General features: G+C 44.1%; 11 protein-coding genes. All 11 read left to right on the forward strand.

All coding sequences use genetic code 11. The features are described 5' to 3' along the window. The first annotated feature begins 2 nt into the window (after positions 1-2). The gene (ilvB, locus tag QE404_RS04145) at positions 3-1,748 is read left to right on the forward strand and encodes a biosynthetic-type acetolactate synthase large subunit (protein WP_307446878.1); all 1,746 of its coding nucleotides are present in this window, start codon (positions 3-5) and stop codon (positions 1,746-1,748) included. Between the two features lie 7 nt (positions 1,749-1,755). Beyond that, complete coding sequence (gene ilvN / locus QE404_RS04150; protein ID WP_294206206.1) at positions 1,756-2,346, forward strand: acetolactate synthase small subunit; 591 nt, start codon at positions 1,756-1,758, stop codon at positions 2,344-2,346. Between the two features lie 91 nt (positions 2,347-2,437). After that, positions 2,438-3,919: a ketol-acid reductoisomerase gene (gene ilvC / locus QE404_RS04155; protein ID WP_307446881.1), complete on the forward strand. Its 1,482-nt coding sequence runs from the start codon at positions 2,438-2,440 to the stop codon at positions 3,917-3,919. A gap of 54 nt (positions 3,920-3,973) precedes the next feature. Continuing rightward, entirely contained in the window at positions 3,974-5,242 is a 1,269-nt protein-coding gene (gene ilvA / locus QE404_RS04160; protein ID WP_307446884.1) for a threonine ammonia-lyase IlvA, read from the forward strand. 134 nt (positions 5,243-5,376) lie between these two features. Then, positions 5,377-5,928, forward strand: a complete 552-nt coding sequence (locus tag QE404_RS04165; RefSeq protein WP_307446886.1) for an NADPH-dependent FMN reductase — start codon at positions 5,377-5,379, stop codon at positions 5,926-5,928. Positions 5,929-6,201: 273 nt separating this feature from the next. Further along, entirely contained in the window at positions 6,202-7,194 is a 993-nt protein-coding gene (gene purM, locus QE404_RS04170) for a phosphoribosylformylglycinamidine cyclo-ligase (protein WP_294206196.1), read from the forward strand. 71 nt (positions 7,195-7,265) lie between these two features. Then, complete coding sequence (gene purN, locus QE404_RS04175; protein WP_307446892.1) at positions 7,266-7,829, forward strand: phosphoribosylglycinamide formyltransferase; 564 nt, start codon at positions 7,266-7,268, stop codon at positions 7,827-7,829. A 21-nt stretch (positions 7,830-7,850) separates the two neighbouring features. Further along, entirely contained in the window at positions 7,851-8,837 is a 987-nt protein-coding gene (locus QE404_RS04180; RefSeq protein ID WP_307446895.1) for a D-2-hydroxyacid dehydrogenase family protein, read from the forward strand. Between the two features lie 74 nt (positions 8,838-8,911). Beyond that, positions 8,912-10,429, forward strand: coding sequence for a bifunctional phosphoribosylaminoimidazolecarboxamide formyltransferase/IMP cyclohydrolase (gene purH, locus QE404_RS04185; protein ID WP_307446897.1), 1,518 nt, complete (start codon positions 8,912-8,914; stop codon positions 10,427-10,429). Between the two features lie 133 nt (positions 10,430-10,562). Continuing rightward, on the forward strand, positions 10,563-11,801 hold the full coding sequence (purD, locus tag QE404_RS04190) for a phosphoribosylamine--glycine ligase (RefSeq protein WP_307446899.1): 1,239 nt from the start codon (positions 10,563-10,565) through the stop codon (positions 11,799-11,801). Positions 11,802-11,935: 134 nt separating this feature from the next. Next, complete coding sequence (guaA, locus tag QE404_RS04195) at positions 11,936-13,465, forward strand: glutamine-hydrolyzing GMP synthase (RefSeq protein WP_307446901.1); 1,530 nt, start codon at positions 11,936-11,938, stop codon at positions 13,463-13,465. Positions 13,466-13,599 lie beyond the last annotated feature (134 nt).

The raw sequence follows: 13,599 nt of genomic DNA on the forward strand, positions 1-13,599 counted from the left end.
ATATGAACACCATTCAGAAAACAGGCTATAAGCCACAGGTGGAGGAACGCGGTAAGGCGATAGAGATTTCAGGCTCTAAAGCCGTACTGGAAGCATTGCTGGAAGAAGGCGTGGATACCGTTTTCGGATATCCGGGAGGAGCTATTATGCCCATTTATGATGCTTTGTACGATTATAACAGTCAGCTGAAACATATTTTGGTCCGGCACGAGCAGGGAGCCATCCATGCCGCCCAGGGCTTTGCCAGGAGTTCCGGGAAAACGGGTGTGGTTTTTGCCACCAGCGGTCCCGGTGCCACCAACCTGGTGACCGGACTGGCAGATGCCATGATCGACAGCAATCCAATTGTCTGTATCACGGGGCAGGTCTTTGCCTCGCTGTTGGGAACGGATGCGTTTCAGGAAACGGATGTCATCAACATTACAACGCCCATTACCAAATGGAATTACCAGGTAACGGATGCCTCCGAAATTCCTGAAGCCATTGCAAGGGCTTTCCATATTGCAGCAACCGGCCGTCCGGGTCCTGTTTTAATTGACATTACCAAAAATGCACAGCTGCAGCTGTTTGACTACATGGGATATAAGAAATGCAGCCATATCAGGAGTTACCGTCCGGAACCTGAAATCAGGAATGAGTATATTGAAAAAGCTGCAGAACTTATCAACCAGGCTCAAAAACCGTTCGTACTTTTCGGCCAGGGTGTGATTCTCGGTAAGGCTGAAGCTGAATTCAAGGCATTCATAGAAAAAGCAGGTATTCCTTCAGCATCTACTCTGTTAGGGCTGAGTGCTCTGCCTTCTGATCATAGTCTTTACGTTGGCATGCTTGGTATGCATGGAAATTATGCTCCTAATGTGATGACCAATGAATGCGATGTCCTTATCGCCGTTGGAATGCGTTTTGATGACCGGGTAACCGGCCGTCTGGATCAGTATGCCAAGCAGGCCAAAATTATTCATTTAGATATTGATCCTGCGGAGATTGACAAGAATGTAAAGACAACAGTACCAGTCTGGGGAAACTGCAAAAAGACCCTTCCGTTGCTTACGGAATTGGTAAAATCCAATAATCATGGAGCCTGGCTTGATCAGTTCCGGGAACTGGAGAAAGAAGAAATAAAAGAAGTGATCCATAATGAACTGAATCCTTCCGGACCGGTAATGACCATGGGAGAAGTGATCAAAGCTTTGAATGAGCTCACTAACGGTGACGCTATTATCACGACAGATGTAGGACAGCACCAGATGGTGGCCAGCCGGTATGCGAAATTCAACCATTCAAAATCCAGCGTAACATCCGGAGGTCTCGGAACAATGGGATTTGGGCTTCCGGCAGCGATCGGAGCGTGGTATGGTGCTCCTCAGAAAACCGTTATTGCCATAGTGGGAGACGGAGGTTTCCAGATGACCCTGCAGGAACTGGGAACGATTATGCAGTTCGGGGCCAAAGTTAAAATCATCATCCTGAACAATGAATTTTTAGGCATGGTGCGCCAATGGCAGCAATTGTTCAATGAGAAACGTTATTCTTTTGTAGACATTACCAGCCCCGATTTCGTAGCTCTTGCGAAAGCCTACCATATCGAAGGGCAGAAAGTTTCGGAAAGGGAAGACCTCAAAGAAGCACTTAAAAAAGCCATTGACCATGACGGAGCTTACCTGCTGGAAGTAATGGTAGGTAAGGAAAACAATGTTTTCCCGATGGTTACCCAGGGTTCATCCGTTTCAGATATCCGTTTAAAATAATACGATCATGGAAAAAAAAGAATATACCATCACCCTGTACACAGAAAATTCAATCGGGCTGATAGGGAGAATATCCGGAATTTTCTCCAGGAGGAAAATCAATATAGAAAGCTTAAATACATCGCCGTCTGAGGCAGAGGGAATCCATCGGTTCACCATTGTTATCAATGAATCCGAAGAAGTAGTGAAAAAACTTTGCCGTCAGCTGGAAAAGCAGGTGGATGTGCTGAAAGCATACTATAATACAGATGAGGAAATTGTCTGGCAGGAGCAGGCACTCTACAAGGTTCCCGCAGATGTTGTTACTGAAAAATTATATGTGGAACGCCTTCTCCGGCAGTATGGAGCGAGTACTGTAGTGATCCGCCAGGATTATATTGTGTTTGAAACGGCAGGCCACCGGGAAGAAATTGACCGGCTTACGGAAGAACTGAACAAATACGGACTCATAGAATTTGTCCGGGGAGCAAGGATTGCCATTATTAAAAACAGTGCAGGATTCCATGAGAAACTAATGGAGTTTGACCATCGTGAGCCATCTCCGAATCTGGTGGAAAACGAATACCTGGACCAGCGGGGAAGTGTTTTTACCATGTAAGCCTTCAGTATTCAATTTATTATTACCATAAATATTCATTATGAAGTCATTGGCAAAAATGCTCTGACTTTTTCAACTTAAAACTAAAAAAATGACAAATTATTTCAATACACTTTCACTTCGTGAACAATTATTACAATTAGGACAGGCAGAATTTTTAGGCTCTTCAGAATTTTCAGATGGAGTGGAAGCGCTTAAGGGAAAGAAAATCGTAATTGTAGGATGCGGTGCACAGGGCCTCAACCAGGGCCTTAATCTGAGGGACAGCGGCCTGGATGTATCGTACGCCTTACGAAGGGAAGCTATTGATGGCCAAAGGGCATCCTGGAAAAACGCCACTGAAAACAATTTCCCTGTAGGGACTTATGAGGAACTGATCCCAACGGCGGACCTGGTTATTAATCTTACACCGGATAAACAACATACTTCCGTGATCAACGCCGTTCAGCCTCTGATGAAGCAGGGGGCTACTCTATCATATTCCCATGGATTCAATATCGTAGAGGAGGGTATGCAGATCCGAAAAGACCTAACGGTTATCATGGTAGCTCCGAAATCACCGGGTTCAGAAGTAAGGGCAGAATTTGTAAGAGGATTCGGGGTACCTACCCTTATTGCCGTACACCCGGAAAATGATCCTCAGGGGAAAGGCTGGGCAGAAGCAAAAGCCTATTGTGCAGGAACTGGCGGGCATAAAGCCGGTGTGCTTAAATCTTCCTTCGTAGCGGAGGTGAAATCTGATTTAATGGGCGAACAGACCATTCTTTGCGGTCTATTACAGACCGGTTCCATCCTTTCATTTGATAAAATGGTGGAAAAAGGGATTGATCCTGCCTATGCTTCGCAACTCGTGCAATACGGTGTTGAGGTTATCACTGAAGCCTTGAAACATGGAGGGGTTAGTGGAATGTTTGACCGGTTGAGCAATCCTGCAAAATTGAAAGCTTTTGAAGTGTCCGAAGAACTTAAGGATATTATGCGTCCGCTGTTTCAGAAACACCAGGATGATATCATGTCCGGACATTTTTCTAAAACCATGATGGAAGACTGGGCCAATGACGATGCCCAGCTGTTGAAATGGAGGGCAGAAACAGGAGAAACAGCCTTTGAAAAAACTCTGGCAGCCACTACTCCTATCCCTGAACAGGAGTATTTTGACCATTATACCCTGATGGTGGCTTTCATAAGAGCCGGGGTAGAGCTGGCTTTTGAAACCATGGTGGACGCAGGGATCAAAGCAGAATCTGCTTATTACGAATCTTTACACGAAACGCCGCTGATCGCCAATACCATTGCCCGGAAAAAACTCTTTGAGATGAACCGCGTTATTTCAGATACCGCAGAATATGGCTGTTATCTGTTCGATCAGGCATGTAAGCCTCTGCTGGCGGATTTTATGAAAAGCGTGGATGCAGATCTGGCCGGCAGGAATTTCAATGAAGGCAAAGACGGTTCCGTAGATAATGCAACGCTTGTTAAGGTTAATGAAATACTCAGAAACCATCCTGTGGAAGTGGTGGGAAGGAAACTGAGGAAAGCCATGACCGCTATGAAATCCATAAAAACTGCATAAAGTAGGTTTTACAGGCCTTTTCAGGCCGCAGAAAATTAAAAAAAGAATGAAAAAATGAAGACGACAGAAAGTCAGAATCGTTTAACGATAGATGCCATCAACAAAGCCAGGCAAAATATTGCCGGTGTTGTAGTCACTACACCACTACAGGAAAACTTCCGGCTTTCCAAAAACCTGAAAGCAAAAATCCTCTTGAAAAGAGAAGACCTGCAGCCTGTGCGTTCTTACAAGCTGAGGGGGGCATACCACAAAATCAAAACCCTTTTCGATCAGGGAAAAACCGACTGTGGAGTGGTATGCGCCAGTGCAGGAAATCATGCGCAGGGGGTTGCATTTGCCTGCCACGAGCTGAAGATCAGCGGGGTGATCTTCATGCCGGTAACCACTCCGAAGCAGAAACTGGAACAGGTCAAAATGTTTGGGGGCGAATACGTCAGCTTACAGCTGACCGGCGATACCTTTGACGAGTCCAAGCAGGCAGCGCTGGAGTACAGCAGGCAAAATCATACCATGTTTATCCATCCCTTTGATGATCCTCAAATCATCGAAGGGCAGGCTACTCTGGCCATGGAAATCCTCGAGCAGGCCGATACAAAAATAGATTACCTTTTTGCACCGGTTGGCGGGGGAGGCCTGATTTCAGGCATTGTCAGCGTATTTTCCCTGCTGTCGCCACATACCAAAATCATCGGGGTGGAACCAAAAGGCGCCGCCTCTATGAAAGCGGCTCTTGAAGCCGGTGAAAATGTGGAACTGCCGTTCATTGATAAATTTGTGGATGGTGCTGCCGTTCAGAAAGTCGGTGACCTGCCTTTTGAAATCTGTAAGGATTACCTCAGCGACAGCATTACGGCAGATGAAGGAAAAGTATGCGACACGATTCTGGAAATGTATAATAAAGATGCCGTGGTCCTGGAACCGGCCGGCGCCCTGTCACTTTCGGCACTGGAGCAGTATACCGTAGAACTGGAAGGTAAAACAGCAGTATGCATCATTAGTGGAAGCAACAATGACATTACCAGGATGGAAGAGATCAAAGAGCGGGCTATGCTGTACAAAGGCATCAAGCATTACTTCCTTGTAAAATTTCCCCAACGTCCGGGCTCCCTGAAAGAGTTTGTCCTGAACGTCCTTGGAACCCATGATGATATTGCTTTTTTTGAGTATACCAAAAGAAATTCAAGGGAAACTGCTCTGGCAACTGTAGGCATCGAGCTGGCCAATTCATCCGATTTTGAAGGTTTGAAGCAGAGGATGCAGGAACAGGGATACTTTGAAGCCTACCTCAACAGCAGTCCACAGGTGCTGAACCTCCTGATCTGATCAAAATTTTCAGATAATTATCCTATATCAAGAATATAATGATTCGCTTTGCGTAATTTTGCCGGAAATAACCGGTTGTAATCGCCGGATATTATTAACTTTTAAAGGATAATTTATTTTAAACAAAATATATAATGAAAATTTTAGCTATAGCAGGAAGCAATTCAGAGACCTCCATTAATAAACAATTGGTAACATATGCCGCTTCGTTATTTGAAAATGCAGAAATTGAAACTGTTGACATGAACGATTTCGAAATGCCGCTGTATAAGCATCAGCGTGAAGTGGAAAGCGGAGTGCCGCAGCAGGCCGTGGATCTGGCATCCAAAATCGATGGAGCCCATGTGCTTCTGGTCGCTCTTTCCGAACATAACGGCACCTATTCGGCCGCATTTAAAAATGTGTTCGACTGGACCTCGAGGATCAAAAACCGCGCAGTATGGAATGAAGTGCCGATGCTTTTGATGTCTACCGCTCCAGGTGGAAGAGGTGGTTTAGGCGTTCTGGAAGCCGCAGAAAAACGATTCCCGCTTCATGGAGGAAATATTGTGGGTACATTTTCCCTTCCGTTCTTCAATGATAATTTCGATAAAGAAAATCAGAAAATATCGAACGAAGAGAAAGACAATGAATTAAAGGAAATGGTACAGAAGATTTCTGCAATCGAATCGATCCTTGAAAAATAGAATTTGAATATTCATTTTAAATTACTATTTTTGCAAAAAGAAAAGAGATGAAAATTCAGACCTATTGCAAGCTATGTTTTTCCGGAAAAGGCAAAATTGTGGGCTCTGAAATTCTGAGATAAAACAACGGCCGATAATCTACTAAGATTGTCGGCTTTTTTGTTTCCGAAATTTTAAAATTGAAACGTAAATAATAGTAGAAATACAAGATCGGAAACCAGGCCGGGACATGCATCAGGAATCTGGGATCTGACATCTAAAAATCCGAATACAATGAGCAATACTTACAAATCTGCAGGTGTAGACAAAGAAGAAGGATATAAAACGGTTGATAAAATCAAAAAAGCGGTTGGGGAAACCCACAATTCCCGTGTGCTGAACCAGCTGGGAAGCTTCGGAGCCTTTTATGAAATCGGAGGGTACAAAAACCCTGTATTGGTTTCAGGAACAGACGGGGTAGGAACAAAGCTGAAAATTGCTCTGGATACCAAGCAGTATGACTCTATCGGGATCGACTGTTTTGCGATGTGTGCCAATGACATCCTTTGCCACGGAGCAAAACCACTTTTCTTTTTAGATTACCTGGCCTGCGGAAAGCTGGATTCTGAAGTGGCAGCTGAAATTGTACTGGGGATGGTGAAAGCCTGCAAAGACAACCAGTGTGCACTTATCGGTGGTGAGACGGCTGAAATGCCGGGCATGTACCAGCCGGGAGATTATGATGTGGCAGGGTTCTGCGTTGGTATTGTAGAAAAAGATCAGATCATTGACGGTTCAGCGATTAAAGCCGGAAATAAAATCATTGCATTGCCAAGTTCAGGTTTCCATTCCAACGGATTCTCACTGGTAAGAAAAATATTCCCGGATTTTGAAGAAGAATTTGAAGGGAAACCTCTCTATGAAACCCTATTGGTTCCTACGCGATTATATTTCAAGGATATTCATAAAATCCTTGAAGAAGTTGAGGTAGCCGGTATCGCCCATATCACAGGGGGAGGTTTATACGAAAACGTTCCTAGGATTATCCCTGAAGGGTTGTGTGCTTCTATTGACGCTTCCAGAATCAGGATCCCGAATATCATGCTTGAGCTGGAAAAAAGAGGCGGAATTGCCCGTGAAGAAATGTTCGGTACCTTCAATATGGGAATCGGAATGACGCTGGTAGTGGATGCAGAACATGCCGAAAAAATCCTCCACCTTCTGGACGATGCGTATGAGATCGGAGAAATTACAGAGGGAAGTGAAAAAATAGATTTGAAATTTTAAGACATCAGATATGAGATCTCAGACCTCAGACTGTATTTAACACCTGAGGCCTGAGGTACAGCATCTTAATTATGAAAAACATTGTTGTACTTGTTTCTGGTTCAGGAACTAACCTGCAAAGGATTATCGATACCATTGACCAGGGAGAAATCCGCAATGCCAAGATATCTTTGGTAGTGGCAGACAGAGACTGCTACGGGCTGGAAAGGGCAAAAAAACATAACATAGACCATGTGCTGATCCCAAGAGGGAAAAATTTCAGCAGTGAACTGGACACAACCATCCCGGAACATACGGATTTAATTGTCCTGGCAGGATTTTTATCGATTTTAAAACCTGAGTTCTGTCAAAAGTGGAGCGGGAAAATAATCAATGTCCATCCGGCACTCCTTCCCAAGTATGGGGGGAAAGGCATGTGGGGGCACCATGTTCATCATGCGGTGATTGAAGCCGGGGAAAAAGAAAGTGGGGTAAGCGTTCATTTTGTAACGCCGGGTATTGACGAAGGGGAAATCATCATGCAGAAATCATTTCCGCTGAATGAAGATGAAACACCGGAAACCCTGACCCAGAAGATTCATGAAGTGGAGTATGAGATCTTTCCCAAAGCGATCGACATGGTTCTGAATCCTTAAAATTAAAACACAAATAAAAGTATGAAGGAAGCAAACATCGCTATTTTGGATGACTATCAGGATGCCGTAAAAACCTTACGCTGTTTTGACATCATAAGAGAGCAGAACGTGATGGTGCTTACTGAAACATATAAAGATGTTGTCGTTTTAGCGGAAAAACTGAAGGATGCGGAAGTTTTGGTACTGATCAGGGAACGGACAGAGATTAATGAAGACCTCCTTTCACGCTTGCCTAATCTGAAACTGATCAGCCAGACAGGGAAAATATCCAGTCATCTGAAACTGGCAGACTGTACAAAGTTCGGAGTAGCCGTTGCAGAAGGCGTGGGTTCTCCCATTGCTCCGGCAGAACTTACCTGGGCTTTGATCATGAATACCGTGCGTAGGATCCCTCAGTCCATACAATCCATGAAAGAAGGAAAATGGCAGAGTGAAATCGGAGAAACCATTTACGGTAAAACGATTGGGATCTGGGGCTATGGAAAAATAGGAAAGAAGATTGCGCAATACGCAAAAGCTTTCGGGGCGAATGTCCTGGTCTTGGGTAGTGAAAACTCCAGGGAAGCTGCAGTACATGACGGCTTTGAAAGAGCTGAAAGCAAAGAGTACTTTTTTAAAAATGTTGATGTGGTTAGCCTCCACCTGCGGCTGAATGAGGCCACATCGGGTATTGTAAAGGAAACGGATCTTATGATGATGAAACCAGATGCCACATTGATCAATACCGCAAGAGCTGAGCTGATAGAAAAGAATGCGCTGGTTAATGCGTTGAAAAACGGAACACCGGGATATGCAGGAGTCGATGTCTATGAAGAGGAACCTGTATACCATACGGATTTTGAGCTGCTGAATATGAAGAATGTGGTTTGCACCCCGCATCTGGGATATGTTGAAAAAAATGGATATGAGCTGTATTTCGGGAAGGCGTTTGAAAATGTTATGGCATTCCTGAACGGCTATCCGGAGAATATTGCCAACCCGGAAGTGATCAATAAGAAATCTAAGTAAAAATAAAGACCGGAGGTGAAAGAACCGGTCTACAGTTTGGAATAGCTGTAAAAAGTAAAAAATTGAAAGAAAAGATGAGCAAAAAGAGAGTTTTAATCAGCGTGTCGGACAAAAGCGGACTAACGGAATTCGCACAGTTTCTGGAAGCACAGGGCTATGAGCTGATTTCTACCGGAGGAACATTCAAACACCTGAAAGAAGCAGGTTTGAATCCGATCCAGATCGATGAAGTAACGGATTTTCCGGAAATGCTGGACGGAAGAGTTAAGACTTTACATCCCAAAGTTCACGGAGGCCTTTTGGCCGTGCGTTCCAATGAGGAACACATGAATACGGTTAAAGAGCACGGTATCGGCCTTATCGACATGGTGATCGTAAACCTTTACCCGTTCTTTGAAAATGTGAACAAAGACATTTCCCTGCACGAGAAAGTTGAGTTTATCGACATTGGCGGGCCTTCCATGCTCCGCTCTGCAGCCAAGAATTTTGATTCTGTAACCGTAATTACCGATGTGGCAGATTACGCAGCCGTAAAAATCGAAATGGAGCAGAACGGGGACACGTATATTGAAACCCGTAAGAAACTGGCCGGGAAAGTATTCAACCTTACTTCTGCGTATGATGCTGCCATCTCCAGAATGCTTTTGGATGAAGCGTATCCTGCTTATCTTAATGCCTCTTACAAAAAAGTTTCCGACTTACGCTACGGTGAAAACCCTCATCAGACAGCAGCCTACTATGTTTCCACTTTTGAAAACGGGGCGATGAAGGATTTTGAGCAACTGGGCGGAAAAGAGCTGTCTTTCAATAACCTGCGGGACATGGACCTGTGCTGGAAGGTGGTGACTGAATTTAAAGAAGAAATGGCATGCTGCGCCGTGAAGCATTCAACACCTTGCGGAGTTGCAATAGGAACATCCGCACTGGAAACCTACAAGAAAACTTTTGAATGTGATCCGGTTTCCATCTTTGGCGGAATTGTTGCCATGAACTATAAGATTGATGCAGCAACAGCAGAAGAACTGAACAAAACATTCCTTGAAATCGTAATGGCTCCTGAATTTGATGAGGATGCCCTGGAAGTTTTAAGAAAGAAAAAAAATCTGAGGATCATCAAAATCGTTAATCCGGTTTCAGACCAGCAGACCTGGGTGAAGATCGACGGCGGAATTCTGGTTCAGGATAATGATTCCGTATTCTCGGATGATATCAAAGTAGTGACAGATATCCAGCCTACGGAAGAACAGAGAAAAGCATTGCTGTTCTCCCAGAGGGTGGTGAAATATGTAAAGTCCAATGCCATTGTGGTATCCAACGGGATCCAGGCTTTCGGGATCGGAGGCGGACAGGTGAACAGGATCTGGGCAACACAACAGGCTGTTGAAAGAGCCAAAGAGAAATTCTCAGGAGATCTTGTTCTGGCTTCGGATGCTTTCTTCCCGTTCCGTGATGTCGTAGATTTCTGTCATCAGGAAGGTATCAAAGCGATTATACAGCCCGGCGGAAGTGTGAAAGACCAGGACAGCATCGAAGCAGCCAATGAGCACGGTATTCCTATGATGTTTACCGGCATCAGGCATTTTTTACATTGATAAATCAATCAGAACCATGAGGGGTTCAGGAGGCAGGAATTTGGACTTTTCCGATTTCCCGGCTTCTGAATCGCTTCATATTTTAATTCAAAATTATATATTTGTAAATTATAGACTAGATAATAAATAAAGTATGAGAATATTAATCATAGGTGAAGGTGGTAGGGAATCTGCACTGGCTGCAAAGCTTCAGAACGATTCCAGGGTGACCAAAATGTTTTTTGCCAACGGAAATGCTACTACAGATGTCATTGGGAAAAATGTTCATTTGTCAGAAATTAAGGAACTTAGGGATTTTGCAATCAAGGAAAAAGTAGACCTCACGATTGTTGGCCCGGAAGCACCTCTGGTAGCCGGCCTTAAGGATGAATTTAAAAAGCATGACCTGAAAGTTTTCGGTCCGAACCAGAAAGTAGCAAGCCTGGAGGGAAGCAAGGCATTTTCTAAGAAATTCATGCAGACCTATGATATTAAAACGGCAAAGGCTGTGGTATTTGATTCCTATAACGATGCTAAAGACTATGTTCAGGACCATGAATATCCTCTGGTAATCAAGGCAAGCGGACTGGCAGGCGGAAAAGGCGTGGTGATCTGTGATAATGTGGAAGAAGCGGAAGCAACCATCCACGACTTTATGATCAGAAGAATTTACGGCGATGCCGGGATCCGTCTGGTGATCGAGGAATATCTACAGGGATTTGAAGCTTCTATCATTGCATTTTCCAATGGTGAAAAATTATTCCCATGTATCGCAGCTAAAGATTATAAAAAAGCAGGAAACGGAGATACCGGACCGAATACAGGCGGAATGGGTTGCGTGGCACCAAGCCCGGAATTTACTCAGGAGCATTATGCTGATTTTGAAAAGAATATTTTAGAACCTACAATCACAGGTCTGAAAGGGGAAGGATTCAGCTTCAAAGGAATTATTTTCTTCGGACTGATGGTGACCAAGAACGGAACATACCTGTTGGAATACAACATGAGATTCGGAGATCCTGAAACTCAGGTGTTGATGGCTCTTATGGAAAACGACCTTCTGGATGTCATCAATGACTGTATGAGCGGAAAAGACCTCAACCTTACTTTCAAAGATGAAAAAGCGGTTTGCCTGGTGATGTGCTCAGGAGGATATCCGAGAAACATTGAAACCGGATTCGAGATCGTAGGAGAAGATAAAGTAAAACACAGCAAGCTATTATATGCCGGAGCCGTACGAAGAGGAGATAAAGTGGTTTCCAATGGCGGAAGGGTGCTAAATATCGTGGCTACGGGAGAGACCTTCGAGGATGCCCGTAAAAAAGTCTACGAAGACGCCGGCCATGTGCATTTTGACTATTGCTTCTACAGAGAAGACATCGGAAAGTTCTGATAGCAGCTGCAAAAAAAGATTTGGATCACTTCCAGGTCTTTTTTTGTACAACATATAAGAGTACATTTGCAGCTGAATAGCAGTATTGCTCATTACTTATTATTCATAATTCAAAAAATTTCATAATTCAAAAAATGAACAACGGTATTATCATATTGGATTTCGGATCACAGTACAACCAGCTTATCGGAAGAAGAATCCGTGAGATGGGCGTGTATTCGGAAATCTTACCATTCAACACTCCTTTACAGACCATCCTGGAAAAACAACCGAGAGGGATCATCCTTTCCGGAGGTCCGAGTTCCGTCAATGCGGAAAACGCACACCTGATTGAAAAGGAATTATACGAGCAGGGAATCCCCGTACTGGGTATCTGCTACGGGATGCAGCTTACTGCACACCTTCTGGGAGGTACGGTGCATAAAGGTGTAAAAGGGGAATACGGAAAAGCTCTCCTGGATATTGTAAAAGAGAGCACTTTGCTTAAGGGAGTAGCGCAGAACTCTATTGTATGGATGAGCCATTTCGATGAAGTAGGTATGCTGCCTCCCGGATTTGAGCTGAATGCTAAATCAGGTGTTATTGCTTCTATTTCCAATGAAGAGAAAAAGATTTATTGCGTACAGTTTCACCCTGAAGTGTCACACACCGAAGAAGGAGGGAAAATGCTGGAAAACTTTGTCTTTGCCATCTGCGATGCGGAGAAAAACTGGAAGCTGACCAACTATATTGAAAAAACAGTATCGGAAATCCGTGAAAAAGTGGGAGACAACAGAGTTATTCTGGGACTTTCAGGCGGCGTGGATTCTTCCGTGGCAGCGGTACTGATCCATAAAGCCATCGGTGACCAGCTAACCTGTATCTTTGTGGATACCGGATTGCTGAGAAAAGACGAAGGGAAGAAAGTAATGGACAATTACGGAGAGCATTTCCACATGAACATCAAATTGGTAGATGCTTCCGAAAGATTCCTTTCCAAACTGGAAGGTGTTGATGATCCTGAGCAGAAAAGAAAGATCATCGGAAATGAATTCATCCATGTTTTCGATGAAGAATCCCATAAAATTGAAGGAGCTAAGTTCCTGGCGCAGGGAACCATTTATCCGGATGTGATCGAAAGCCAGTCGGTGAACGGTCCTTCAGCAGTGATCAAATCCCACCATAATGTAGGCGGATTGCCTGAAGAAATGGAATTTGAGCTGCTGGAACCTTTGAGAGAGCTCTTTAAAGATGAAGTGAGAAAGGTAGGAGAGGAGCTTGGAATTCCTCATCACCTGGTGCACAGGCATCCGTTCCCAGGCCCGGGATTAGGAATCCGTGTATTAGGCGCTGTAGATGCCGAAAAAGTAAGGATCCTTCAGGAAGCTGATGACATCTTTATTGAAGAGTTGTATAAGAATGACCTGTATGAAAAGGTTTCACAGGCATTTGTAGTTCTTTTACCGGTAAAATCCGTAGGCGTTATGGGTGACGAAAGAACTTATGAATATACTGCAGTGGTACGTTCCGCCAATACCATAGACTTTATGACGGCCACCTGGAGCAAGCTGCCATATGAATTCCTGGAAACGGTTTCCAACAGAATTATTAATGAAGTAAGAGGAATCAACAGGGTTGCCTATGACATCTCCAGTAAGCCGCCAGCAACCATAGAATGGGAATAATATAAAAAAAGTGGTGTTTTATGACCACGCTCATAAAATTTCGGTCTTATAGCTGTTATCTTTGTAACAGAAATTCAATCCGAAATAATTTTTTTTTCATCATTTGTGTTTTTGCCTCCCGTAAGGGAGGTTTT

This window comes from Chryseobacterium camelliae, assembly GCF_030818575.1.
Taxonomy (GTDB): Bacteria; Bacteroidota; Bacteroidia; order Flavobacteriales; family Weeksellaceae; genus Chryseobacterium; species Chryseobacterium camelliae_A.

Coding starts and splice junctions, on each gene's coding strand:
- ilvB (WP_307446878.1), top strand. CDS start 3: ATGAACACCATTCAGAAAACAGGCTATAAGCCACAGGTGGAGGAACGC.
- ilvN (WP_294206206.1), top strand. CDS start 1,756: ATGGAAAAAAAAGAATATACCATCACCCTGTACACAGAAAATTCAATC.
- ilvC (WP_307446881.1), top strand. CDS start 2,438: ATGACAAATTATTTCAATACACTTTCACTTCGTGAACAATTATTACAA.
- ilvA (WP_307446884.1), top strand. CDS start 3,974: ATGAAGACGACAGAAAGTCAGAATCGTTTAACGATAGATGCCATCAAC.
- QE404_RS04165 (WP_307446886.1), top strand. CDS start 5,377: ATGAAAATTTTAGCTATAGCAGGAAGCAATTCAGAGACCTCCATTAAT.
- purM (WP_294206196.1), top strand. CDS start 6,202: ATGAGCAATACTTACAAATCTGCAGGTGTAGACAAAGAAGAAGGATAT.
- purN (WP_307446892.1), top strand. CDS start 7,266: ATGAAAAACATTGTTGTACTTGTTTCTGGTTCAGGAACTAACCTGCAA.
- QE404_RS04180 (WP_307446895.1), top strand. CDS start 7,851: ATGAAGGAAGCAAACATCGCTATTTTGGATGACTATCAGGATGCCGTA.
- purH (WP_307446897.1), top strand. CDS start 8,912: ATGAGCAAAAAGAGAGTTTTAATCAGCGTGTCGGACAAAAGCGGACTA.
- purD (WP_307446899.1), top strand. CDS start 10,563: ATGAGAATATTAATCATAGGTGAAGGTGGTAGGGAATCTGCACTGGCT.
- guaA (WP_307446901.1), top strand. CDS start 11,936: ATGAACAACGGTATTATCATATTGGATTTCGGATCACAGTACAACCAG.